19 protein-coding genes are annotated in these 23,781 nt (G+C 55.4%); 8 read left to right on the top strand and 11 right to left on the bottom strand.

What is annotated here, in order from left to right:
* Window positions 1-16: 16 nt before the first annotated feature.
* The 4 genes from O5O45_RS24070 to O5O45_RS24055 form a co-directional block, all read right to left on the bottom strand.
* Window positions 17-787, bottom strand: coding sequence for a substrate-binding periplasmic protein (locus O5O45_RS24070; protein ID WP_305901857.1), 771 nt, complete (start codon window positions 785-787; stop codon window positions 17-19).
* A gap of 229 nt (window positions 788-1,016) precedes the next feature.
* Entirely contained in the window at window positions 1,017-1,733 is a 717-nt protein-coding gene (locus O5O45_RS24065) for an FKBP-type peptidyl-prolyl cis-trans isomerase (RefSeq protein WP_305901856.1), read from the bottom strand.
* Between the two features lie 126 nt (window positions 1,734-1,859).
* Window positions 1,860-2,363: a DUF4124 domain-containing protein gene (locus O5O45_RS24060; RefSeq protein ID WP_305901855.1), complete on the bottom strand. Its 504-nt coding sequence runs from the start codon at window positions 2,361-2,363 to the stop codon at window positions 1,860-1,862.
* Between the two features lie 4 nt (window positions 2,364-2,367).
* Window positions 2,368-2,931: a TIGR02444 family protein gene (locus O5O45_RS24055; protein WP_305901854.1), complete on the bottom strand. Its 564-nt coding sequence runs from the start codon at window positions 2,929-2,931 to the stop codon at window positions 2,368-2,370.
* Window positions 2,932-2,979: 48 nt separating this feature from the next.
* Here O5O45_RS24055 and O5O45_RS24050 point away from each other — a divergent pair, with 48 nt between their 5' ends.
* Complete coding sequence (locus tag O5O45_RS24050; RefSeq protein ID WP_305901853.1) at window positions 2,980-4,890, top strand: ABC-F family ATP-binding cassette domain-containing protein; 1,911 nt, start codon at window positions 2,980-2,982, stop codon at window positions 4,888-4,890.
* 112 nt (window positions 4,891-5,002) lie between these two features.
* Window positions 5,003-6,109: a branched-chain amino acid ABC transporter substrate-binding protein gene (locus O5O45_RS24045; protein WP_305901852.1), complete on the top strand. Its 1,107-nt coding sequence runs from the start codon at window positions 5,003-5,005 to the stop codon at window positions 6,107-6,109.
* Window positions 6,110-6,233: 124 nt separating this feature from the next.
* Here O5O45_RS24045 and ppx read toward each other — a convergent pair whose 3' ends face one another.
* Window positions 6,234-7,781, bottom strand: a complete 1,548-nt coding sequence (gene ppx / locus O5O45_RS24040; RefSeq protein ID WP_305901851.1) for an exopolyphosphatase — start codon at window positions 7,779-7,781, stop codon at window positions 6,234-6,236.
* A gap of 281 nt (window positions 7,782-8,062) precedes the next feature.
* On the opposite strand from ppx, the gene trxA reads away from it, so the two are divergent.
* The 4 genes from trxA (at window position 8,063) to O5O45_RS24020 (ending at window position 12,466) form a co-directional block, all read left to right on the top strand.
* Window positions 8,063-8,389, top strand: a complete 327-nt coding sequence (gene trxA, locus O5O45_RS24035; protein WP_011394274.1) for a thioredoxin TrxA — start codon at window positions 8,063-8,065, stop codon at window positions 8,387-8,389.
* A gap of 201 nt (window positions 8,390-8,590) precedes the next feature.
* On the top strand, window positions 8,591-9,853 hold the full coding sequence (gene rho / locus O5O45_RS24030; protein ID WP_011394275.1) for a transcription termination factor Rho: 1,263 nt from the start codon (window positions 8,591-8,593) through the stop codon (window positions 9,851-9,853).
* A 128-nt stretch (window positions 9,854-9,981) separates the two neighbouring features.
* Complete coding sequence (gene ubiD / locus O5O45_RS24025; RefSeq protein WP_459077237.1) at window positions 9,982-11,454, top strand: 4-hydroxy-3-polyprenylbenzoate decarboxylase; 1,473 nt, start codon at window positions 9,982-9,984, stop codon at window positions 11,452-11,454.
* Window positions 11,423-12,466, top strand: coding sequence for a 2Fe-2S iron-sulfur cluster-binding protein (locus O5O45_RS24020; protein WP_305901850.1), 1,044 nt, complete (start codon window positions 11,423-11,425; stop codon window positions 12,464-12,466). The genes ubiD and O5O45_RS24020 overlap by 32 nt, the downstream gene beginning before the upstream one ends.
* Before the next feature lie 20 nt (window positions 12,467-12,486).
* Here the strand turns inward: O5O45_RS24020 and O5O45_RS24015 are convergent, their stop codons facing one another.
* The 6 genes from O5O45_RS24015 to O5O45_RS23990 all read right to left on the bottom strand — a co-directional run bounded on the left by O5O45_RS24015 (window position 12,487) and on the right by O5O45_RS23990 (window position 18,864).
* Window positions 12,487-13,737 carry a heme biosynthesis HemY N-terminal domain-containing protein gene (locus O5O45_RS24015; protein ID WP_305901849.1) on the bottom strand — a complete coding sequence of 417 codons (1,251 nt, stop codon included), beginning with the start codon at window positions 13,735-13,737 and terminating at the stop codon, window positions 12,487-12,489.
* A complete protein-coding gene (locus tag O5O45_RS24010; RefSeq protein ID WP_305901848.1) occupies window positions 13,734-15,137 on the bottom strand; it encodes a uroporphyrinogen-III C-methyltransferase in 1,404 nt (467 codons plus the stop codon). The genes O5O45_RS24015 and O5O45_RS24010 overlap by 4 nt, the downstream gene beginning before the upstream one ends.
* Before the next feature lie 74 nt (window positions 15,138-15,211).
* Entirely contained in the window at window positions 15,212-15,994 is a 783-nt protein-coding gene (locus tag O5O45_RS24005; protein WP_305901847.1) for a uroporphyrinogen-III synthase, read from the bottom strand.
* On the bottom strand, window positions 15,978-16,913 hold the full coding sequence (gene hemC, locus O5O45_RS24000; protein WP_305901846.1) for a hydroxymethylbilane synthase: 936 nt from the start codon (window positions 16,911-16,913) through the stop codon (window positions 15,978-15,980). The genes O5O45_RS24005 and hemC overlap by 17 nt, the downstream gene beginning before the upstream one ends.
* A 120-nt stretch (window positions 16,914-17,033) precedes the next feature.
* The gene (locus tag O5O45_RS23995) at window positions 17,034-17,771 is read right to left on the bottom strand and encodes a LytR/AlgR family response regulator transcription factor (protein WP_305901845.1); all 738 of its coding nucleotides are present in this window, start codon (window positions 17,769-17,771) and stop codon (window positions 17,034-17,036) included.
* A 40-nt stretch (window positions 17,772-17,811) separates the two neighbouring features.
* Complete coding sequence (locus O5O45_RS23990) at window positions 17,812-18,864, bottom strand: sensor histidine kinase (RefSeq protein ID WP_305901844.1); 1,053 nt, start codon at window positions 18,862-18,864, stop codon at window positions 17,812-17,814.
* 171 nt (window positions 18,865-19,035) lie between these two features.
* Between O5O45_RS23990 and argH the strand changes: the two genes are divergently transcribed.
* The gene (argH, locus tag O5O45_RS23985) at window positions 19,036-20,442 is read left to right on the top strand and encodes an argininosuccinate lyase (RefSeq protein ID WP_305906245.1); all 1,407 of its coding nucleotides are present in this window, start codon (window positions 19,036-19,038) and stop codon (window positions 20,440-20,442) included.
* Between the two features lie 122 nt (window positions 20,443-20,564).
* Window positions 20,565-23,480, top strand: coding sequence for a class I adenylate cyclase (locus O5O45_RS23980; RefSeq protein WP_305901843.1), 2,916 nt, complete (start codon window positions 20,565-20,567; stop codon window positions 23,478-23,480).
* Window positions 23,481-23,781: the final 301 nt, after the last annotated feature.

Below are 23,781 nucleotides of genomic sequence, written 5' to 3'. Positions count from 1 at the left end.
CGATGTGCAAATCACATCACGGCGGCGGCAGAAACCATTTTCCCTCTGCGACCAGCTCATTCAGCGCACTTTCCAGATCATTGAGCAACTTGGCTGCGTGATCACGCTTCTTGCTCACCACGAAACGCGCGTCCAGAGAGGACAAACGTTTGCGACGCAGGTCCTGGACCGGCTGTTTCTTCAACTCCAGCCGCATAGGTCCATCATAGTTTAGTAGATAATCGCAACGTTTCACTTTGAGCATGCCAATGGCTTGAGCATGGTTGAATGCGGAGCAATCACGGATCCGGTTGACCGGGTCGCGGAGAAAACGGATGGCGCCGCCGTAACTGAATCCGTGTAGCAGGACCACGCTTTCTCCTACCAAGTCTTCAATGTGGTTGATGGTCTTCTTATCGCCTTGCCAATAGGCGTTGAGCTCGATCCGGGCGACGATGGAATCGCCGACCAGAGTGGTTCCGGTGAATTCCGGCAAGGTGGAGAGCCCGATCCAAAGATCAATCTTACCGTCCGCTAATTCAATGGCCATGCGTCGGGTAGGGCGGGAGACGGCGCGCCAGGAATAGTGTCTTTTTTCCATGAGCATGCGCGCGAGATCGATCAGGTAACCTTCCGGTTTCCCCTCCTCATTGGTGAAGAAAACAGGCGGGAATTCGATGTAGCCGATGACGACTTCTTTATTTTCCGCGAGCAGATCGTGAACATCAACGTTGGCGGAGATGGGCGATGAGATCCATGCCAGGATTCCCGAAAGCAACAACGTAAACAGGCGGTGAAAGGTGTTCAAGATAACTCACATTGAATGCTTAAGCGTTCAGCTTATGCTCGGTTTTTATTCCTTCAAAACACAGGAGCGAATCCTGCAGCGAAAGTCCTGTTCGCAGTCGTCAATGCGTTAGTCTCAGCCGAACGGAATGCAAGTTCCGGCGGCTGATGCGGGCGTTTGGCCCCTCTGACGGTCTGCCTGAACAATGCTATAAAGCATAGCATTGTTGCGGGCAAACAATAGCGGCGGATTAGCCGTCGGATTTTTCAGCTTTGACTGACAGCAGCTCAACTTCGAACAACAGTGTTTCGTTCGGGCCGATGCGACCGTTGCCGCCAGGACCGTAAGCCAGCTTGGCGGGGATGAAAAGCTGCCACTTGGCGCCGGGCTTCATTAACTGCAGCGCTTCAGTCCAGCCAGGAATAACGCCGTTAACCGGGAAGGATACAGGCTCGCCGCGTTGTACGGAGCTGTCGAATACTTCGCCATTGATCAGGCTGCCGGTGTAATGAACTTCAACGGTGTCTTGCGCTTTGGGGCTGTCGCCTTCACCAGCCTTCAACACTTTGTACTGCAGACCGCTGTCAGTGGTGACGATGCCTTCTTTCTTGGCGTTGTCGGCCAGGAAGGTATCGCCTTTCTTGGCGTTTTCCTCAGCCAGCTTCTCGAACTGCTCCATTTGCTTTTTCTGCATGGCCTGCTGATATTGCTGAACCTGCGCGGAGATCTCCTCGTCGGTCATCAGAGAAGGCTTGCCTGCGTATGCGTCGGCAACGCCTTTGGTGAAGCTTTCGATATCCAGCTCAGGCATGGAGTCCGCCAGACGACGACCGAACATTTGACCAAAGCTGTAGCCGGTTTTTTGCGCGTCGTTAGTGAGCTTTTCCGTTTCCGCATGGACTGCGACAGGCAAAGATAACGCCACAGCGCATAGCAGACCGCTCATGCTGGCTAACGCTTTTTTCATAATTATTCCTCAAAAAAATTAGATGGATTGGCAGTATAAAGCGCTTTAAGGTACAGCTTTTTGGCGCACCGCGCTAGGGGATGTCAACGCCGGGATCCAGCCGGATCCCGGGCCTGGTTCACAGTTCTAACCGCCGTTGACTTGCTGCAACTGTTTGTTGCGTTCATTCATGAGGTCGCGCACCGCCTTGGCTTCATCCATGATGTTCAGCGCGCGCTCGAAACTGAGGGTATCTTTGTTTTCCGCTTCCTCCAGAGTCTTGCGAGTATCGGGAGGCAGCGCGTCGCGAGGAGAACCGGTGGCGACTTGGCGCTCTTCCTTCTTCTCCGTGGGGACGGACTGAATAACGTTGGTTTTGTTGCTTACAGTTATGACGTCCACGTTGACGCCTTCGGGGGGTGGGGCGTCGCTGTATTGCAGCACGCCTTCAGCGTCGCGCCATTTGTATACCTGACGCACCACTTCCTGCTCTGGCAGCTTTTTGTCCATGGTCATCAGCGTTGGCGTTTCGGTTCCTTCCGGTAAGGGCAGTCGCCACATGGGCGAACCTGTCTTATCTTTAATAAAAAAGGGCAGGGCGAGAGCGACCCCAAGCGAGGCCAATGTCAGAAATCGAAAAATCCACTTCAAAGGTTTACATCTCCATAACCAGACTGGCGGCCACTAAATTCAATTGCGCCTGATTCACTTCCTGCGCGTCATTGAGACGGGAGAAGTAATCAAGCAGATTGCGACGGCAAAGAGCAACCGTTTCCACCGCTTCCTGCGGCGCTGATAAATCCTCTTTCCCCGTACCTGATAGTAAAGCATATATAAGCGATATTTCGTAGCGTTCAGCCGCCAGTTCCAACTGGAGAATGCGCTGCCTGAGCGCGTTTTGGCGGCAGTTTTGTTTATTCAGCGCGTTGCGTGCGGTTCGCAGCGGTAGAACAATTTTTGTGCGCCAGGAATCAATGGCGCTGAAATCGCTGGCGGGGTTAAAGCGACGTTGACGCAAGGCGAGCCAGCCGCAGGCGAGCAGCAGGTTCACGTCGGCGTCAAACTGGTTTTGCCATTGCAGACAGATTTTCTGAGTTTGCGGGTTTGCATAGCGCGCCAGAGCATAATCCCAAAGTGGGTTGTCCAGAGGAGGCGGGTCGCCTTGAGCCGGCTTTTCGGAAGCTCCGGACCGCGGTCTGTCAGAGGCGTTTTCGCTCATAGAAAACTCTTTAATGAATCGATGGCAAGCGTGCTAAAATCCGCCGCCATGTTAAGTCTAAATCAGCTATCGATCCAACGTTCCGGCCAGTATCTGCTGGAAAACGCCACTGTCACCGTTACGGCGCGCAGCCGCGTCGCTATTGTCGGCCCTAACGGTTGTGGTAAATCCACTTTGTTCAGCCTTATTTTGGGTGAAATCGGCTCTGACTCGGGGGACATTTCCTTTCCAGGCGGAACCCGTATCTCCCACATGGCTCAGGAGACGCCCGCGCTGAATTGCTCCGCGCTGGACTTTGTTCTCGACGGCGATAAGCGGTTGCGTCAATTACAGGCCGAGCTGGCGCTGGCGGAGCAGGCGGACGACGGCGTCGCCACCGCGCGGTTGCACCATGAGCTTGACCTGATCGACGGATATAGCGCCGAAGTACGCGCACGTCGTCTGCTGGAAGGTCTGGGCTTCCCCACGCACTGGCATGCGCGTACGGTTGGAGAGTTTTCCGGCGGCTGGCGAATTCGACTCAACCTGGCGCAGGCGCTGATGTGTCCATCCGAATTGTTGTTGCTGGACGAGCCCACCAACCACTTGGACTTGGATGCTCTGGTCTGGCTGGAGAACTGGCTGCTGCGTTATCAGGGTACGCTGCTGTTTATTTCCCACGACCGTGACTTCATTGATCATCTGGCGACCCACGTGTTGCACTATGATCAGCGCTCATTGATGCTTTACGCTGGAGGCTATAGTCAGTTCGAAGAAGCGCGAGCAATGCGGCTGGCGCAACAGCAAGCGCTGTATGTGAAGCAGCAGGCCCGTATCGCCGAGATCCAGTCTTTTGTGCGGCGCTTTGGCGCTAAAGCAACCAAGGCGAAGCAAGCGCAGAGTCGATTGAAAGAATTGGAGCGTATGGAGCTGATCGCAGCGGCGCACGTGGATTCGCCGTTCAGCTTTTCTCTACCGTGCAGCGATAAGATTTCCAGCCCGTTGCTGGTGGTGGATGACGGAGGCTTGGGGTATGGCGCCGAGCCCGTTTTGCAGCACGTAAATCTGACTCTGTTGCCCGGGGCCAGATTGGGCGTGCTCGGCGCTAACGGCGAAGGTAAATCGACCCTGATCAAAACGCTGGCGGGGCAATTGCCGTTGATCTCCGGTCGACGGGTAGGGGGCGAGCACTTGCGGGTTGGATACTTTGCTCAGCACCAGTTGGAAGCCCTGGACCCTGAAGCAACGCCGATGCAGCATTTACAAAAAGCCAGGCCGCAGGCGTCGGAGCAGGAAATTCGCAATTTCCTGGGAGGATTTGGCTTTCCGGGTGAACAAGCCGCTGGAGACATCAAAAACTTTTCCGGCGGCGAGCGGGCGCGTCTGGCGTTGGCGTTGATCGCCTGGAACAAGCCCAACCTGTTATTGCTCGACGAACCCACCAACCACCTGGACCTGGATATGCGTCACGCTCTGAACATGGCGCTGCAGGAATATCCTGGCGCGGTCATTGTCGTGTCTCACGATAGACACCTGTTGCGGGCGATGGCGGATCAGTTCGTCTGGGTGCATGGCGGCCGCATGGAGCCCTATAACGGCTCCCTGGAAGACTACGAAAAAGAATTGTTAAGCCGTCTGCGGGCGAATCAACCGGAAGCGGTGAAAAGCGATGCTTCCGCCGAGGAGGAAGCGCAGGAAAGCGCCGAGGATCGCAAGCGCCGTAAGCGGGAAGAAGCGGAAAAAAGGCAGCGTTTAAGCCCGCTGCGAAAAAAAATAGCTACACTGGAAGCTGAGATAGAAAAGTTGCAGGGCAAACTGCAGGAAATCGAAGCGCAACTAGGAGAAGGAGACCTTTACGAGGACCAAAACAAGGAACAACTGAAAGCGCTTCTGGAATCCCAGCGGGTGAACCGCCAAAGTCTGACTGAGGCGGAAGAAAACTGGCTGGAGCTAAATGAGGAGTTGGAAGGACTGCTCTGATCGGCCTATCTCTCTATGCGTATATATGCCTATAGACCGCTTCGCCGCTACGGAGTTTAGTTAGAGTCCTTGCAACCACGATAATCACAATATATTCGCAAGGAGTATTCCCATGAAACTGTGGAAACGCACCCTGACCGGGCTGGCAGTCGGCCTGTGTCTCTCCTCCGCTCTTCAAGCCGCTGAAACCATCAAAATCGGTATCGCAGGACCCCAATCCGGGTCAGTCGCCCAATATGGCGAAATGCAGTTTAACGGCGTGCACGCCGCCATTGACCTGATCAACAAAGCAGGAGGCGTCAAGGGCAAAATGCTGGAAGCAGTTGAATATGACGACGCTTGCGAACCCAAGCAGGCTGTGGCGGTCGCCAACAAAGTCGTCAACGATGGCGTGCGGTATGTGGTTGGACACTTGTGCTCCGGTTCCACCCAGCCCGCCACCGACGTTTATGAAGACGAAGGCATTCTGGCGGTGACCTGCTCCACCAACCCCTCAATTACCGAACGCGGTTTCCGCTACATATTCCGCACCATCGGTTTGGACTCTGCACAAGGGCCTACCGCCGGTAAATATATCGCTGAACATCTCAAGCCCAAGCGCGTGGCGGTGATTCACGACAAACAACAGTATGGCGAGGGCATCGCCAGCTCTGTAAAAAGCACGCTGGAAAGCATGGGCGTCAATGTCGTCGCGTTTGAAGGCGTCACCGCTGGCGATAAAGACTTCTCCTCTTTGATAGCGAAGCTGAAAAAAGAGAACGTGGATCTGGTTTACTACGGTGGTTATCACCCAGAGCTGGGCCTGATTCTGAGGCAAAGCAACGACGCGGGCTTCAAGCCTCAGTTCATGGGACCGGAAGCGGTCGGCAACAAAGAGATTTCCTCAATCGCAGGTCCTGCTTCCGAAGGCTTGATTGTGACCTTGCCCGCCAGATACGACCTGAACGAGAGTAACGCGGATGTCGTGGCGCTGATGAAGTCCAAAGGACAGGATCCTACTGGGCCCTTCGTGTGGACCAGCGTGGCGGCCGTGCAGTCATTGGTTGAAGCGATGAACAAAGTGGGCGACGGCGATACTGAGAAAGTTGCTGATTACCTGCGCGAGAACACCATCAATACATCCATGGGGCCTCTGACCTGGGATGACAAAGGTGACCTCGAAGGCTTCGAGTTCGGTTTGTTTACTTGGCATCAGGACGGCACTTCAACGCCGCTGTAATGCATTAAATAAGAGGGGCGGCCATTCGGCTCCCCTCTTTTCTACTCTCTATTTCCTGCTTCTTAATCCATCAGCAAGCGTTTCTGTTAAACCCTGAGTACTCGCCGGCTGAAGAGCCGGGGGCTCAGCTGTCCTCTTCCTTGAACTCCATATCAAGTCCGAACTTGGTGAGCAGACCTTTTTCCGCTTCCAGATCAGCGCAGGTCAGCGGACGGGATTGCAGCCAGTCTTTTGGAAATATCAGCGTTAACGACCTTTTGGTCGCTTTCACTTTAACGGAGTCCAGCACTTCGCAGTTACGCGAGTGTTGCAGAACCACCGCAAGTCGCAACGCCACGGCTAATTGCTTCAATGGATCAGCATCTTCCAGCGCGTATTCGTCGAAAACGGTATCCAGGATTTTCCGGCGGTGAACGCGAATCAGCATCGCTAGCGACTGCTGCGTCTGTCGTGTAAATCCCGCCAAATCGGAATAGCGAATCAAATAGGCGCCGTGTTTGTGGAATTGAGTATGAGAGATCGCCAGGCCGACTTCATGCAGGCGTGAGGCCCAACGCAGTAGCTCGGTCAGCTCCTCGTTCGGCAATTTCCACTGCTCCGCGAGCTGTTTCCAAAGCGCTACGGCGGTTCCCTCGACGGCGGCGGCATGCTCCCGGTCGATATGATAACGCTCCTGCAGGCTGTTGATGGTGCGCTCGCGCACGTCCTCATGGTGGATGCGGCCGATCATGTCGTACAGCAAGCCCTCGCGCAGGGCCCCGTCGCAGAACTCCATTTCTTCGATTTGCAGCACATCGAACGCCGCCATCAATATCGCCAGACCCGCCGGGAAAATCGATAGTCGGTCTTTGCGTACGCCAAGCTTGGTAAGCTGGCTGATTTTACCCAGCCGCACGACTTCGTCTTTGAGTTTAACCAAGCCTTCCGGGGTGATTTTGTGCATTCCCCACTGGTTGTGCGTGAGCACTTGTTCGATGGCTTTGATGGATCCCGAGGAGCCAACGCAATGGTGCCAGCCGACGCTGCGGTAGCGATTGCGTATGTTGAGCAGCTCACGGGAGGCCTCTACAAAGGCGCGGGCGAATTGCAGTTGAGTGATTTTACCGTCGCCGAAAAAGCGGTCCCGGTAGGACACGCACCCCATGTGCAAACTTTCCAGTTCTTTGGTTTCAAAGCGCTGGCCGATGATGAATTCTGTACTGCCGCCGCCGATATCGATGACCAGCCGGTTGTCGGCGTCGTCGGAAAGAGAGTGGGCGACGCCGAGGTAAATAAGTCGCGCTTCTTCCCGTCCGCTTATCACTGAGATGGGGTGGCCGATGAGTTTCTCCGCTCTGCGTATGAAGGCGCGGGCGTTTTTCGCTACCCGTAATGCATTGGTGCCTACAATCTGTACTGCGCCGCGGGGCATGCCGCTGATGCGCTGCGCGAAACGCTCCAGACAGGCTAACGCCCGATGCTGGGAAGCTTCGTCGAGAAAATTGCGTGCGTCCAGACCGGCTGCGAGCTGGACCTTTTCGCCTAGTTTCTCCAGCGGCCGGATTTCATTGTGAACCAGCTGGGCGACGACCATATGGAAACTGTTCGAGCCCATATCGATGGCGGCGATCAGCTCCGGAGAAGAAGGCGCCGGAGAGACGGCGTCCGCCGGGGTGGTGGATGATATTGTCATGAACTCTCTTGAAATCCTTGCGCTAAACCTTATATTTAGGAAATCTCGTTTTAGATTGTCAACTTGCTTGCTGAATTAGTCGACCTAAGCGGTCAATTTTCAGTTGTACTGATTGCTCCAATATTAAGGTCAGCCGACCGAAATAAGCCGGCGGAGAATGGAACCACTTCTTTCACAGGACGTCAAAGTCATTTTCCTAACCGGATTTTAAGGTTATTTTTACCAGGCCCACCTTATATAGTAGTCGGTAAAAGCATTCACCTCTTAGCCAGGATTAAATAATGAGCAGCCGAATTGTTAACGTAACTGATGACTCTTTTGAAAGCGAAGTCTTGAAGGCCGATGGCCCCGTGCTGGTGGATTACTGGGCTGAGTGGTGCGGTCCCTGTAAGATGATTGCTCCGGTGCTGGAAGAGATCGCGGAAGAATATGGCGATCGTCTGAAAATCTGCAAACTGAACATCGACGAAAATGAAAAGACTCCACCCAAGTTCAGCATTCGTGGTATTCCAACGCTGATGTTGTTCAAAAACGGCGCTGTAGATGCGACCAAAGTAGGCGCGTTATCCAAGTCCCAGCTGACAGCTTTCCTGGACAGCAACCTTTAATATACGCCTTCTGTGAGCGGGGGTCTGACCCCTGCTCAAAATGCGCGTAATTTTCTGGACGAAGGCTATAATTCAACCTATACTGATTTTGCTTTCAACTTTTTGGCGATAGTCCTCCTTTCGCTGATTAATAAGTAAAACGATAAACTCTTCCATCTATAACCTAACCCTCTCCAATCAGGTCAACTGTTTTTCGATCCTATGAATCTTACTGAATTAAAAAAGAAACCCGTTCCTGAGCTATTAACCATCGCCGAAGAAATGGGCCTGGAAAATATGGCTCGCTCCCGCAAGCAGGATGTGATTTTCAGTATTTTGAAAAAGCACGCCAAAAGCGGCGAAGACATCTACGGCGATGGCGTTCTGGAAATCCTGCAGGATGGCTTCGGCTTCTTGCGTTCCGCGGACAGTTCCTACCTGGCCGGCCCTGACGACATTTACGTCTCACCCAGTCAAATCCGCCGTTTTAACCTCAGAACGGGCGATACAATCGCCGGTAAGATTCGACCGCCGAAAGACGGCGAGCGTTATTTCGCACTGTTGAAGGTCAATGAGATCAACTTCGACAAACCTGAAAACGCCCGCAACAAAATCCTGTTTGAAAACCTGACGCCTCTGTTCCCACAGGAAAGACTGCGTCTGGAAGCCGGCAACGGCAGTACGGAAGATTTATCAGCGCGTATCCTGGATTTGGTCGCGCCTATCGGTAAAGGGCAGCGCGGTTTGATCGTATCGCCGCCGAAAGCCGGTAAAACCCTCCTCATGCAGAACATCGCCCAATCCATCACCCGCAACAATCCCGAAACCCATTTAATGGTTCTGCTGATCGATGAACGCCCTGAAGAGGTGACCGAGATGCAGCGCACCGTGCGTGGTGAAGTGGTTGCGAGCACCTTCGACGAGCCGCCGGCCCGTCACGTTCAGGTTGCTGAGATGGTTATCGAGAAAGCCAAGCGTCTGGTTGAGCATAAAAAAGACGTAGTGATCCTGTTGGACTCCATCACTCGTCTGGCGCGTGCTTACAACACCATTATCCCGTCCTCCGGCAAAGTACTGACCGGTGGTGTGGACGCCCATGCACTGGAGCGTCCCAAGCGCTTTTTTGGCGCTGCGCGGAATGTCGAAGAAGGCGGCAGCCTGACTATCGTCGCTACGGCGTTGATCGACACCGGCTCCAAAATGGACGAAGTGATTTATGAAGAATTCAAGGGCACCGGTAACCTGGAAGTGCATTTGGATCGCAGAATTTCTGAAAAGCGCGTCTTCCCTGCGATTAACATCCGTCGCTCCGGCACTCGCCGTGAAGAATTGCTGATGTCCGAGGAAGAGCTGCAAAGAGTGTGGATCCTGCGTAAGCTGCTGCACTCTATGGAAGACGATATCGCCGCGGTGGAGTTCCTGCTTGATAAGTTGAAGGACACCAAGACCAACGACGAATTCTTCCAGGCCATGAAAAAGCGCTAGGCGCATGGCTGACCTGAGATGAGTTTTAAGCCCCTGTCGCCAGCCGGCGCAGGGGTTTTCTTTTATCCGCTGCGCCTATATTGTGCGCCTATGAATCCATCGACCCCAGCCTGTCTATATCGAATCTTATGAGTCTGCAATACCGAGATCTGCGAGACTTCATCCGTATATTGGAACAACGCGGCGAGCTGAAACGCATCACTGCGGAAGTCGACCCCCATCTGGAAATGACCGAAATCTGCGACCGTACGCTGCGGCGTGAAGGTCCTGCTTTGTTATTTGAAAATCCCCGCGGCTACTCAATTCCTGTTCTTGGCAACCTGTTTGGTACGCCAGAACGGGTGGCTTTGGGCATGGGCGCGGAAAGCGTCGAGAGTTTGCGGGAAATTGGCAAACTATTGGCCTTTCTGAAAGAGCCGGAGCCGCCCAAGGGGCTACGGGATGCTTGGAGCAAGCTGCCGATCTTCAAGCAAGTGATGAATATGGGGCCGAAAGAAGTCAGCTCTGCGCCTTGTCAGGAAGTGATTATTGAAGGCGATGACGTCGACCTTTACCAGTATCCGATTCAAACCTGCTGGCCGGGAGACGCCGGTCCGCTGGTGACCTGGCCGTTGGTGATCACGCGCGGTCCCAACAAGGCGCGCCAGAACCTGGGGATATACCGACAGCAATTGATTGGCCGCAACAAACTGATTATGCGCTGGTTGTCGCACCGGGGCGGCGCTCTCGACTATCGCGAGTGGCGGGAAGCGCATCCCATGGAGCCGTTTCCGGTTGCAGTGGCCCTGGGGGCGGATCCTGCGACTATTTTAGGCGCGGTGACGCCGGTGCCGGACACGCTGTCGGAATACGCCTTTGCAGGGTTGTTGCGCGGCAATAAAACAGAGGTGGTGCGTTGCATCGGCAGCGACTTACAGGCGCCCGCCAGCGCGGAAATCGTTCTTGAGGGCGTGATTCATCCGGGAGAAATGGCCCCGGAAGGCCCCTTTGGCGATCATACGGGTTACTACAATGAAGTCGATCGTTTCCCGGTGTTCACCGTTGAGCGCATTACGCAGCGGAAGAAGCCGATTTATCACAGCACTTACACCGGGCGGCCGCCGGATGAGCCCGCCGTGCTGGGCGTCGCTCTGAACGAAGTGTTTGTGCCAATCTTGCAGAAGCAGTTTCCGGAAATCGTCGACTTCTACCTGCCTCCAGAGGGCTGTTCCTATCGCATGGCGGTGGTGACCATGAAGAAGCAGTATCCTGGTCACGCCAAACGGGTGATGATGGGCGTCTGGTCATTTTTACGTCAATTCATGTACACCAAGTTTGTGATCGTCACTGACGATGACGTCAACGCCCGTGACTGGAAAGACGTCATCTGGGCCATTACCACGCGGATGGATCCAGCCCGGGATACCGTCATGGTGGAGAATACGCCCATTGATTATCTGGATTTCGCATCTCCCGTATCTGGGCTGGGCTCCAAAATGGGACTGGACGCCACTAATAAATGGCCCGGAGAGACGCAGAGGGAATGGGGACGCACCATTCAGATGGATGCGGACGTCAAGGCGCGTGTCGATGACCTCTGGTCGCAGTTGGGTATTGATTGAGGGCTTGCTGATGCGTCATCGCCTGCGCTTTCAACCTTCCGGCCATGAGTTTGACGCGGGCGATGGCGAAGCGGTTTTGGCGGCGGCGTTGCGACAAGGATACAAGATTCCCCATGCGTGTGATAATGGCGTCTGCCATATTTGCGTGGCCAGATTGATTAAAGGGGAGGTTGCGGGCGGCGCTGGAGAATCGGGATGTCGGCGCCTGGGCGCGGATGAAGTTTTATTATGCAAAGCGACGCCTGCGGGCGATTGTGAGTTTGAATTAAGACGGATTTGGGGACCAAACGAATTGGAAACAAAAACACTGGCGTTTCAAATCAAGGCGGTCACTGCGCTGTCTGACGATGTGTATCAAGTGCAATTGCTGGCGCCTGCCGGCGCATTGCCGGAGTTCTTCGCCGGACAATACCTGGAGTTGCTGGCTCCGGGCGTCGAGGCGGCTTTCTTTTCCATTGCGAATGCGCCAGGAACCAGGGAAGTGGAACTGCACATCCAGGTTCACCAGGAGAGTCGCAGCGCTCTGTCGATCTATCAATACCTGACCTCTGAATCCGTGGTGCGCGCCCGTTTACCGTTGGGGAAGTGTTTTATCTCCGGCGTTCCCGATATGGATGTCGCCTTGATCGCCGCAGGCACGGGGTTTGCGCAGATCAAGTCCATCGTTGAATATCTGCTGGCGCAAGGGTTTGACCGTAAGCTGTCTATATATTGGGGCGTAAGACAGTCGCAGGAAATGTATGCCCGCGCTTTACCCGAAGCCTGGGCTGAACGCTATGAGAATATCTCTTTCACGCCAGTGATGGCGGACAACCGCGATAACGAATGGCAGGGTCATCATGCGGAACTGGTGCGTGCGGTGCTGGCCGAGCGAAGGCATTGGGACAACAGTCTGGTTTATGTGAGCGGCTCGCCGACGATGGTGTATACCGCGATGGATGCGCTGGCTCCATTGGGGCTACCCAATGAGCAGTTCTTTTCGGATGTGTTGGAGTATGCGCCCAGGGGCTGACGCCCCTGGATGAGTGCGGATCAGGCGCTGCGTCGTTGCGACTTCGGCGACGGCAGGTCAGGCAGTTTGGCGCTGTCCTGTAGAGCCTGAATAAAGTATTCATTGCTGGCTTGAGGTTGGTCCATGGCGGCCAACAATCGCGCCAGTTCATAGTATGTTTCTCGGCGACGTTTCAGTTTCAGGCTCGCTTCAAAATACTCTTTGGCTTTGCTCCAGCGTTCATTTCTCAAGCTCAGACGTCCCAGTGCAAGCAACAGGCTGGCGTCGTTGGGACGCTCTTTCAGCCAGTGTTCCGCCGCCAGTAATTGCTCCGCTACATTGCCACCGGCGATTTGCCCATACAGATCAATCAGAATATCGCTCCAATGCTGTTTCAACGCTTTGCGCAGAAGAGTTTCCGCCTGACCGCCGGCGCCAAGCCGCATCAGTTGCGATGCATAGGCGTAGATGACGTGAGGATTCTTACGCAGGTTGGCGGGCATGCGGTCCCAGATTGCGTTCAGAGGTTCGCTGTTGAAATCGCCTTTACGCGTCCGCAGGGCTTCGTCGCAGGCTTGACGCAGTAGGTTGAGCCAGGTTTCCAACTCCAGCTTTTCCACCTCGTCGTCTTTCAGCACTTTGTATTTGCGCAATTCCGGCAAGATCTCGCTCATCTTCTGCCAGTCGTTCAGACGGGTGTAAACCTGCTGCAACAACTTCAGCACGAATGGATGGTGAGGCGTCTTCTTCCGCAGATTCAACAAGGTGGACAGGCATTGCTCCAATTGCCCGCGCGCCAGTTGCAGTTGCGCCTGAGTCACGCCGATGGCGACGTCGCCGCCAGGCGTGTTGTCGAAAGCTTTCTTCAAAAATAAGTCGCTTTCTTTTTCATTGCCCAGTTCGTTGGCGGCCTGCGCCGAGGCGAGGTAGTTGATCAGAGGCGTGTCGGATTGTTCCGCGCTGCCGGACAAATATTTCTGCGCCTGTTTCCAGTTGCCCTCTGCGTAGTGCAGTAAGCCGCGAATAGTATTCTGCTGCGCCCGGCTGTATTTACGCTTCTTGCGCCATTGCCGCCAGCCGGCTCTGACTGCAAGAGTGGTCGACAGGGTTCTGAACAAATAGTGCAGGGCGAAGTAAAACCCTATCAATAGGGCGAAAGCGATCCAGACGTTGGTCTCCACCAGCCAGTTAAGCCAGGAGACGCGCACATAGCCTGCGTCCAACTGCACTAAAAAGCCCAGCGCCACGCCGATGGCGAGGGCTATCAGCAGCACCAGCGCATAGAAGTTCATGAGGCCAACTCCTCGTCGTCCAGGGTGAGCGCGCCGGTAGTAGGTTTACCGCCGCGCTTGTACAGGGACTCCATCAGATTCTTCAACATACGCAGGGAGGTGGAAATATCCGGTAATTCCGGGTCGATGGGTTCTTTCTTCAGCTGTTGCAGGTTTTCCAGCAGGGCTTTGGCGGAGGCGTTGTTGATGACGAAATAATCCGCCACCCACTTTTCCGCTTTCTCCAGGCTATGAACGTAAACATCCTGGTTTTTCTCCAGCAGTGAGAGTTCCGCCTGTTCCAGCATCATGCGAAGATTCTGGCGCAGATAGTAAATTTGTTCGGGCGCCAGCAGCGGCTCCACTGGCGCATCCAGACGACGGATAGAGAAGTACTTCTCCAGTTTACCCATAGAAGCCAGCGCGCTGTCGTACCAGTGGCTTTCACCGCCAGGCGTAGGCGCTTCCTCGGGAACCGGATTATCGTTGAGCATGGCGGTATCTTTCAGGAACAGGCGCTGATCCAGATTTTCCACCTGATTGATCAGGGCTTCCAAACGCAGATAGATGCCTTGACGATCAATGTCCGCAATAGCCTGCAGGCTGACGATTTCCTCCGCCAAAGCTTTGCGTACGGGATAGGCGGCGACTTCTTTGGTCTCCGCCAGCACCTGGTCGGCGGCTTGTAGAATGGCGAGTGAGCCGACGTAGTCTTTTTCCATATGCAGACGCTGATTGGCGAGACGGAGCAGATATTCGGCTTCGGCGAACAGCCAGTCGACTCGTCCGGTTTCGCCTTTGCTCAACAGGTTTCTCGCGGTTTGGTCCATCATCTGTTGCAACTGGGCCTGGCTCTCACGCTGTTTGGCGACAGCGGCGTCCAGTTTGTCCAGGCGATCCCGATAACGCAGGCCCACTTCGTCCGCAAGCTGTTTTCCTGCCTGGCTTTGGTCCATGGCGCGGTCGAGTTTGGCTTGCCAAGTCTGCATATAAGTCCAAAACCAACCGGCGCCAACGCCCATGACTACCAAGAGAACTAGAATCGCCAGCCATAAAGGCCAGGTCTTAGGCTCCTTCGCCGCTACTGGTGGTGATGCGGGTGGCGGGGGAGATAATGGCGGCGGCGTTGGTTTGGACACAGGCTCTTTGACTGTGTCTTCCGCCTTGATGGTTGGTTGCTCTGGTTCTGATGCGGTGGATTCGGTTTTAGGCGCTTCCACACTATCTTTTTCTGAGCTGGCTTCCGGCCGAGACAAAGTAAATGAGGCGGACAAGCCTGCGTCAGACTTGGTCTCTGTGTCGCTTTCCCTGGCGCTGGCGGGTTCCATTCCGGGTTCAGGAGAAGTCGAGGGCTCCTGTTCCAGAGCGGACTTATCCTGCTCCGGCTGTTCTGGTTTGTTTGGTTTTGCTTCTTCCGTCACACTCGTTCCTACCCAGTAATCTAAGTAATCAACGCGCCTGCACGCAACGGCGGCCCTCCGGTACTAGAGAAGGGTTAACATGCCGTTTTGAGGAGAGCCAGTAAGGCCTCGTCGGATAACTCCGGCGCGATTTTGTAATTCAGACGGTTTTCCTGCGCCAGGGTGGCGACTCTGGCGCTGGGGATGACGAACAGCGTGTCGCCCCAGGCGTAACCGATATTCTGGCCCAGTTGGCAAAGGTGCAGCAGAGTCTCGCCGGATAACGTGACGATGACCTCTGGACGCCATTGCTTGAGGGCTTCGTTTAATTCATTGGGGTCATACTCCAGCGCTTTACGCTCATATAACTCCAGGGTGGCGACATGCGCGCCGCGCTCCTGCATGGTTTCCGCCAACAATTCGCGTCCGCCGCAGCCCTTCACAATCAACACTCGCATGGGGGGCTCGTCTTCGTTGCGCGCCTGCAAACCGGGGTGTTCCAGTAATTGCTCGGAAGCGCAGCCTTGCTCAGGCGTGTTGACTGTCAGTCCATAGCTGCGTAGCGGCGCGGCGCTGCTCTCGCCGATGGCGAACCAGCGCACGCCCTGTGGCGCTTGCGGCCAGTAAGCGTCTATCAATTCCAGCAGTAGACGCGATGCATGTTTACTCACGCAGATCACATGAGTATAGCGATCCAGATCGAGGATGCAGTCTTTTATGGCTTGTGTTTCGGGTAGCGGCTCAATGGCGATGGCCGGCAACACTCGAACTTCCGCGCCGCTTTGCTCCAGCAGCGCGCGCAAGGAATCGCTTTCTCCCTGAGGGCGGGTCAACAGCACTCTGAGGCCGCTAAGCTCCTGATTAAGAGTGGTTTCCATACACGGCTTCCAGAATTTTTCCTGCTCCTTGTTGCAATAGACGCTCGGCCAGCTCCGTGCCGAGGGTTTCCGCTGCGGCGACAGGCCCTTTCACTTCGTCCCGGAGTACTTGCACGCCGTCCGGGCTGCCTACTAAGCCGCGTAATCTCATTTGGTCGCCGGTGATTTCCGCATAGCCGGCGATAGGTACCTGACACCCTCCTTGCAGACGGTGATTCATGGCTCTTTCCGCCGACACCCGCGCGGTGGTTTCCGCATCCTGCAAGGGTGCGATAAGCGCCATGGACTCAGCGTCGTCGAGGCGACATTCAATGCCAAGCGCGCCCTGTCCGACAGCGGGCAAACTGACTTCCGGCGTCAGCTCTTCACGGATGCGATCGGCGAAGCCCAATCGCTTCAGTCCGGACGCGGCAAGGATAATGGCGTCGAATTCGCCGGCGTCGAGCTTGGCCAGTCGCGTATTGACGTTGCCGCGCAGGGAAACGATTTTCAGGTCTGGTCGCCGCTCGGATAACTGGCACTGGCGGCGCAGACTGGAGGTGCCCACGACAGCGCCCTCAGGCAACTCATCCAGACTGGCGTACTGATTACTGACAAAAGCGTCGGTGGGAGTTTCCCGCTCCAGAATCGCTCCAAGGCCCAGGCCGGGTGGAAACTCCATGGGAACGTCTTTCATGGAATGGACGGCGATATCGGCGCGACCTTCCAGCAAGGCTGTCTCCAGCTCCTTGACGAAGAGCCCTTTGCCGCCGACTTTGGCGAGCGGCGTATCCAGAATAATGTCGCCTTTGGTGGTTAATCCGAGCAATTCGACGGTCAATCCGGGGTGTAACGCTTCAAGGCGTTGTTTGACGTGCTCCGCCTGCCATAGCGCGAGCGCGCTTTGACGTGTGGCGATCACAAGGTGCTGTTTCGGCATAGTTTAAAATTGCGCTAATTGTGTCGTATCCGGCGAAAAAGTCGGTTGAAATTACTCATAAATCCAACCGCAGGCGCTAGCATACTCATTTTCCCGTCGCTTGTCTTTGCTGGAGGTCGATCAGGTCGGCTGCGCTAGAAATTGTTTGACCTCGGTCACCAGGCGCCGGCTGACGGGAAGCGCTTCTCTCACGCCCCGCAGGCGTACTTCGTAATGGCCGTCGTGGCGGCGTTGCAGGATTTCTATATAGTGGCGGTTGATCAGCGTATTGCGATGGATGCGCAAAAAATGGGGATGCAGGGCTTGCTCCAGCTCTTTCAACGGTTGATCACTGAGGGTCTCGCCTTGTGTATGAAATACCGTCACATACTTGTGTTCCGCTTGCAAATAGAGCACGTCGCTGATTTTAATGCGCTCCATGCCGCGACTGCTGCGGCACACCACCGCCGGCGCCTCGTCCTGTCCGTTGATTTCTTGCTTCAGGCTTTGCAACTGAGCGCGATTCACTTGCGTGACGTTTTGCAGGGCGCGCATCAGGTCCTCACGCCGAATGGGCTTGAGCAAATAGTCCTGCGCGCGCACCCGGAACGCCTGGATGGCGTATTCATCGTAGGCGGTGGTGAAGATCACAGCGGGCGGTTGGGGATGTTGCGCCAGCTCCGCCGCCACTTCCAAGCCGTCTTTTCCGGGCATGCGGATATCAAGCAGGACAATATCCGGCGAGTGGAGACGGATGCGTTCAAGGGCTTCATCCCCGCCGGCCGCTTCCGCGCAGACCTCATAATGGGTGTCCAGCAGTAATCGCTTCAGGCGCTCTCTGGCCAGGGGCTCGTCGTCGACGATGATCACTTTCGTCATGGCGCATTCATGGGTTCAAAATGTTGCATGTTATAACCGCTCAGCCTTTTTTATGTAAAGGCGCGCGCATGGTGGCGGTGAAGCGGCCGTCCATCTGACTGGTTTTCAGCACCGCCTGATCGCCGAAAAACGCCTGTAGACGGCTGCGTATGTTTTGCATGGCGATGCGATTGCCTTTATGGCCCTGACTTGGATCGCCGTTGTGCACGGGATTGCTGATCAGTACATATAGCCAGGACCCTTGTTCGTAGGCGGTGATGGTGATGAGTCCACCTTCCGCTGAGGGCTGCACCCCATGATAGACCGCGTTTTCCACTAACGGCTGGATGCTCAATGGCGGCACTCGGGCGGCGTCGGATAAATTATGCATGTCCCACTTTACGGTGAGTCGCTCGCCGAGACGGAGCTGTTCAATGCGCAGATAGCGCTCGCACAGAGCCAGTTCTTCTTTTAGCGGCGCCAGGGATGAAGACTCTTTTAACGCGGCCCGAAACAGCTCGGCCAAATCCAACACGGCCTCTTCCGCCTCGTTGGGATTTATCGGTATCAGTCCGGCGATGGAATTCATGCTGTTAAACAGAAAGTGGGGGCGGATTCGCGCCTGCAGCGCCTGTACTCGAGACTCCAACTCTGACTTCTGCTGCAGGTGCCAGAGGTGCTGGAGATAGAAATAACGCAGGATAATTCCGGTTAAGATCGCGCTGATCGCCACCGCCTGCACCACAAACCAAAAGCCCGATCCGGGTTCTTCCAATGCGCCTTTGCGGAACAGGGCGTTAGCGAGTATGGCGTAGATAAGCGTAATAGAAGGGGCTATCAGGTAAGCGACCAGCGCCTGCCGCGACATGCTCCAGCCTGCGCCAAGTATGCGCAGACGACACAGAATCAGCGCGCTGGTCAGCACCACCCACAACATGAATAAAGAGGTGAGCGCGAAATAGTCCCAATCGAAATGACCGGGGCCGGCGTAAATAAGCGTAAACAGCAGCGCGCAAAGCCCCGTGGCGATCACCATCAGGAGGACCGCTTGAACGTTGCAAAGCTCTGGTAGAAACACCCCTGGCGGGTGCGAGGACTTGGGGGACTGCTCCATTTTTATGCCATCAAAGCTGGTTGGCGAATACAAACGCCCCGACCCGTCGCCTTGCATGTCTACAGAGCGCGGGAAACTGTTATAATCGCGGGCCTTTACCTATCATGCCACAGGTTGGGCATGGGTTCCGTGCGCTTCGATTCATTTCCAGTATGAGGCAACTTGACCATCATGACAAAGCAGGACACTACCGATAAGCTCTGGGGCGGCCGCTTCACAGAAGCCACCGACGCCTTCGTAGAACGTTTCACGGCCTCCGTGGATTTTGACAGGCGCATGTATCATCACGACATTTGCGGCTCCATTGCTCACGCCACCATGCTGGCTAAAGTCGGCGTTTTGACTGAAGAAGAGCGCGATCAGATTATCAACGGGTTGCGTGAAATCGAAGCGGAGATTGAAGCCGGCGCATTTGAATGGTCGGTTAAGCTGGAAGACGTGCACATGAATATTGAAGCGCGTCTTACTCAGAAAATCGGCGTCACCGGTAAAAAGCTGCATACCGGTCGTTCGCGTAATGACCAGGTGGCGACGGATATTCGTCTGTATCTGCGTGATGAGGTCGATGTCATCGCCGCTGATCTGCTGCGTTTGATCGCCGCTCTGGCGGATCTGGCTGAGCGTGAAGCGGACGCCATCATGCCCGGGTTCACCCACTTGCAGACAGCGCAGCCGGTGACATTTGGCCACCACATGCTGGCCTGGGCGGAGATGCTGAAACGCGACTTCAGCCGCCTATCGGACTGCAGGGAGCGTTTCAACGTATCGCCACTGGGCGCAGCCGCTTTGGCGGGCGCCACTTATCCTATTGATCGTCAGTACACCAGCGAGCTGCTGGGCTTCAACGGACCGGCGGAGAATTCCCTGGATGCGGTCAGCGACCGGGATTTCGCCATTGAGTTCTGCAGCTTCGCCAGTTTGCTGATGATGCACCTGTCCCGTTTCTCTGAGGAACTGGTGCTGTGGACTTCCGCTCAATTCAACTTCATTAACTTGCCGGATCGCTTCTGCACGGGCTCTTCCATCATGCCGCAGAAGAAAAACCCGGACGTGCCTGAGCTGATCCGCGGCAAGAGCGGTCGTGTGAGCGGTCACCTTATCAGCCTGCTGATGTTGATGAAAAGTCAGCCGCTGGCCTACAACAAAGACAACCAGGAAGACAAAGAACCTCTGTTCGACGCTATCGATACGGTCAAAGGCTGCCTGAAAGCGTATGGCGATATGATGCCGGCGGTGTCGGTCAATCGTGACGCTATGGCTGAGTCGGCGCGTCGCGGTTTCTCCACTGCGACGGATCTGGCGGATTATCTCGTGCGCAAAGGTTTGCCTTTCCGTGACGCCCATGAAGTGGTCGGCAAGGCGGTGGCGCTAGGCGTCTCCAGCGGCAGAGACCTGAGCGAAATGAGCCTGGAGGAGTTGCGTGAGTTCAGTGCGGACATCGAGGCGGATGTGTTCGATGTACTGACCCTGGAAGGCTCCGTTAACGCCCGTAATCACATTGGCGGCACAGCGCCGGCGCAGGTGCGCGCCGCGGTGACCCGCACCCGTGAATGGCTCAAACGCAACACTGAGATGTAAACTCCCTGCGTTTGATCGCGGGTTCGCCCGGGCGGTTTAACCGACCCGGGCCTTTACATTCCTTTGCCTAATAAATACCGACCGTCGCAAACGCAACGCGCCGCCCCCGCTATACTCTATGCATGAGTTACCGGCGCAGCTTAAATCCCGATTACACCGAAGGCGTGGACCGCAAAGTCCTGAAAACGCTATGTCAGCGTTTCATCACTTTGGTGGAGCATCGTTTACAACGCACCCGCCTGGCGCTGACGCCAAGGCAGCAGGTTGTGTTGGAGCTATTGCCGCTTCTGTTTCATGTCAATCATCCCCTGTTGCCGGGCTATGTTTCCCGCACTACGCCCCACCGTTTAGTTAACTATGAGCCGGACAAGAGTATCGTCGCGCAGGCGCAGCGCCTGAGCCGCTCCTTTAATTACCGCGAGCCGGCTCGCCATCATGGGGATATCACCAGCCTCTATCTAATGGGCAGCACCGGTTCGATTGCCCATTCCGGGGGCAGCGACTTTGATGTCTGGCTTTGTCATCGCTCGGATCTAGACGCAAAGGCGCTATTGGAGCTGCAACGCAAAGCGGACCTGATATGCCAGTGGGCGATGGAGATGGGCTCGGAAATGCACATATTCCTAATGGATGCGGAGGCGTTTCGCAGCGGCCGCCAGGAGGCCGCCGCCGACTCTGAAGATTGCGGCACCGCTCAGCACTATTTGTTATTGGATGAATTTTACCGCACCGGCATCTGGTTGGGCGGCGCTTATCCTTTATGGTGGCTGATTCCGCCAGATCAGGAGGCGAATTACGCCGAGTTGGCGGATCTGCTGCTGGAGAAGCGTTTCATCAAGCCCAAGGATTACATCGACTTTGGCGGCTGCGCCCGGATTCCTCCCAACGAGTTTGTTGGCGCCGGCATGTGGCAGCTTTATAAAGGCATCGACTCTCCTTATAAGTCGGTACTCAAACTGATGTTGGTGGAATCCTATGCAAAAGATGAGGACACCCTGCCCAACCTGAGCCTGGCGTACAAACAGGCCATCTTCGCGGATACGCTTGACCCCGATGAGCTGGACCCCTACGTCATGGTCTATCGACGTCTGGAGCAATCGTTGCAATCCCAGCGTGAGCAAGGGCGTCTAGATCTGGTGCGGCGCAGCTTTTACCTGAAGATCGGCGAACGCCTGTCGGTTTTCGTTCCAGAAAGAGAAAAGTCATGGCGTCGCAAAGTCATGGAAAAACTGACTCATGAATGGGAGTGGTCAGAGCGGGAATTGCGTTATCTGGACGGCCGCGGCGCCTGGAAAGTGGATCAGGTGATTCAGGAAAAACGCGCAGTGGTGAATGAACTCACCGGCTGTTATCGATTCCTGTCCTCCTATGCGCGGGAGAAGGGGTTGGCGGCGGCGATCAGCGCTCGCGATATTAACTTGCTGGGTCGCAAACTCTATGCGGCTTTCCAGCGTAAGGCCGGCAAAGTCGAGATGATCAATCCGGGCATCGCTCCAAATCTGTCGGAGGATAATCTGGCGTTTCATCATCTCAGCAGTCAGGCCATCGGCGCAGCTGGCAATGGTTGGCTGTTGTATCGAAATCTGTCCAACCCCATGGATGCGGCATTCAATCCTGCAGTCAAACGTTCAAACAGCCTCATCGAGTTGCTGGTCTGGGCGTATTGCAATGGCCTGTTGGACCGCAGCACCAGCGTTAGTCTTGCCTCGGGAGAGAGTCACGCCAGCCAGTATGAATTACAACAGATCATCTCCAGTTTGCGCTCGCTGATAAGCTTGCCGCTGCCGGCGGTGACGCAACAGGACTACCGCGCTAAAGCCAAGTTACGCGCGACTCTGGTCTATGTAAACGTAGGCGTCGATCCTATGGCGGATCTGAGCCGCCGCGGCCTGCACAAACTCAGCAATCGCAACGATGCGCTGGGCTACGCCTCTGAGCGGGCCAATTTGGTGGCGACGCTGGATCAGGTCATCATCAATAGCTGGAATGAGGTGATGGTGCAACGTTATGAGTCCGGCGACACCTTGGTGCAGTGTCTGAAAAATTACCTTGCCGCGCTGGCGGAGAGCGAACAGTTTGGCGAAGGGCTGCCGCAACTGTCCGTGCTTTGCTACTGCCCCACCCGGGCGGGAGCGATTGCGCAGCGGGTCAGTCAGCTGTTTCAGCAAGTGGTGTCCTGTTATTTCAGCGCCAAAGAGCGTGCGCGCAGCCGCTATATTCTGCAGATGGAAGATCGTTACTTCGTACTGCAGTTTGTCGACGACCAACCCCGATTTACGGCGTTGGACGATTACGTCGGGTTATGTGAGTTTCTGGCGCAGCCGCAAAAACACTACAGCTCGATTGTCGTGGATGATTATGCATTGAGCGAAGATGTGCTGCGCGCCGTATTCGCCCGCATGCGTCCGCATGTCGTGCAGGTGTTTTATCTGAGTCAGGGTCGCATTACCGATATTTATGTGATTGACGAGAAAGGATCGCTGCTGGTGTATCGGGAGACGGGTTCCGATCTTAATGTGTTGTTGGGGTCGTTAAAGCAATTTTTGCTGGGAGTGCAGGAGCGCAAACAGATGCATGACTCCCTGGCGGATGACGGCGCAGGTTTCCTTGAAGTGGAGTTCTACCAACTACAGCCGGGGAAACCGGAATACCGGATTGAAAAACGGGAGATCAGTCTGCATAAAGGCTTTGGCGACTATGTGGAGATACAGGCGATCGGGGCCTACGAGAATGGCCGCGAACTGGATTTCAATCTCTACTGTGAGCATAAAGAATTCACCGTGTTGGAGCATGGTGGCCGGGTAGCGGCGGCGCTGGCGCATTATTTAAGCAGCCGTTTCCGTAACAGCGCCGCATTACCCGGTTACATCATAGACCTCAGCTTGCCTCACGATCTGGAGCGCGAGGAATACCAAAGCCATCTGCAGACCACTCAGTATCTGCAATATAAAGTGGTGCTTGAGCGTGAGATCCGCGGGGCCCGCACTGACGGCGGCGCGGTGGCGGCGCCGGATATGAATCCCGCCGCAGCCAGATAAGCGGCCCCAACGGGATTTTCCCCCACATCGTTTACTTTCCTCGCAACGCCGTCGCCCGGCGGCGGTTCTATTGTGTTCAGGACTGTTTCTATTGTGTTACTGCGCCGTTATACTGGCGGAATTTGATTAATTCCGGGATGGGTTATGCGCGCAATCGGCGTGATCTTGTTGGTATACGCTTCTACTTGGTTAATGTCCTGCGGTCAGAAAGGTCCTTTGCAACTACCTGATCAGCAGACATGGCGGAGCGGGGACGTCCGCATTGAGTTGAAGGCGCCGTCGGGGTATTGACCTCGGCCAG

This window comes from Hahella sp. HNIBRBA332, from assembly GCF_030719035.1.
Classification (GTDB): domain Bacteria; phylum Pseudomonadota; class Gammaproteobacteria; order Pseudomonadales; family Oleiphilaceae; genus Hahella.
This window is presented reverse-complemented; position numbering and strand designations above follow the sequence as displayed.

Excerpts from the sequence above, each read along its gene's own strand:
- O5O45_RS24065 (WP_305901856.1), bottom strand. The coding sequence starts at position 1,733 with ATGAAAAAAGCGTTAGCCAGCATGAGCGGTCTGCTATGCGCTGTGGCG.
- O5O45_RS24055 (WP_305901854.1), bottom strand. The coding sequence starts at position 2,931 with ATGAGCGAAAACGCCTCTGACAGACCGCGGTCCGGAGCTTCCGAAAAG.
- O5O45_RS24050 (WP_305901853.1), top strand. The coding sequence starts at position 2,980 with ATGTTAAGTCTAAATCAGCTATCGATCCAACGTTCCGGCCAGTATCTG.
- O5O45_RS24045 (WP_305901852.1), top strand. The coding sequence starts at position 5,003 with ATGAAACTGTGGAAACGCACCCTGACCGGGCTGGCAGTCGGCCTGTGT.
- ppx (WP_305901851.1), bottom strand. The coding sequence starts at position 7,781 with ATGACAATATCATCCACCACCCCGGCGGACGCCGTCTCTCCGGCGCCT.
- trxA (WP_011394274.1), top strand. The coding sequence starts at position 8,063 with ATGAGCAGCCGAATTGTTAACGTAACTGATGACTCTTTTGAAAGCGAA.
- rho (WP_011394275.1), top strand. The coding sequence starts at position 8,591 with ATGAATCTTACTGAATTAAAAAAGAAACCCGTTCCTGAGCTATTAACC.
- ubiD (WP_459077237.1), top strand. The coding sequence starts at position 9,982 with ATGAGTCTGCAATACCGAGATCTGCGAGACTTCATCCGTATATTGGAA.
- O5O45_RS24020 (WP_305901850.1), top strand. The coding sequence starts at position 11,423 with ATGACCTCTGGTCGCAGTTGGGTATTGATTGAGGGCTTGCTGATGCGT.
- O5O45_RS24015 (WP_305901849.1), bottom strand. The coding sequence starts at position 13,737 with ATGAACTTCTATGCGCTGGTGCTGCTGATAGCCCTCGCCATCGGCGTG.
- O5O45_RS24005 (WP_305901847.1), bottom strand. The coding sequence starts at position 15,994 with ATGGAAACCACTCTTAATCAGGAGCTTAGCGGCCTCAGAGTGCTGTTG.
- hemC (WP_305901846.1), bottom strand. The coding sequence starts at position 16,913 with ATGCCGAAACAGCACCTTGTGATCGCCACACGTCAAAGCGCGCTCGCG.
- O5O45_RS23995 (WP_305901845.1), bottom strand. The coding sequence starts at position 17,771 with ATGACGAAAGTGATCATCGTCGACGACGAGCCCCTGGCCAGAGAGCGC.
- O5O45_RS23990 (WP_305901844.1), bottom strand. The coding sequence starts at position 18,864 with ATGGAGCAGTCCCCCAAGTCCTCGCACCCGCCAGGGGTGTTTCTACCA.
- argH (WP_305906245.1), top strand. The coding sequence starts at position 19,036 with ATGACAAAGCAGGACACTACCGATAAGCTCTGGGGCGGCCGCTTCACA.
- O5O45_RS23980 (WP_305901843.1), top strand. The coding sequence starts at position 20,565 with ATGAGTTACCGGCGCAGCTTAAATCCCGATTACACCGAAGGCGTGGAC.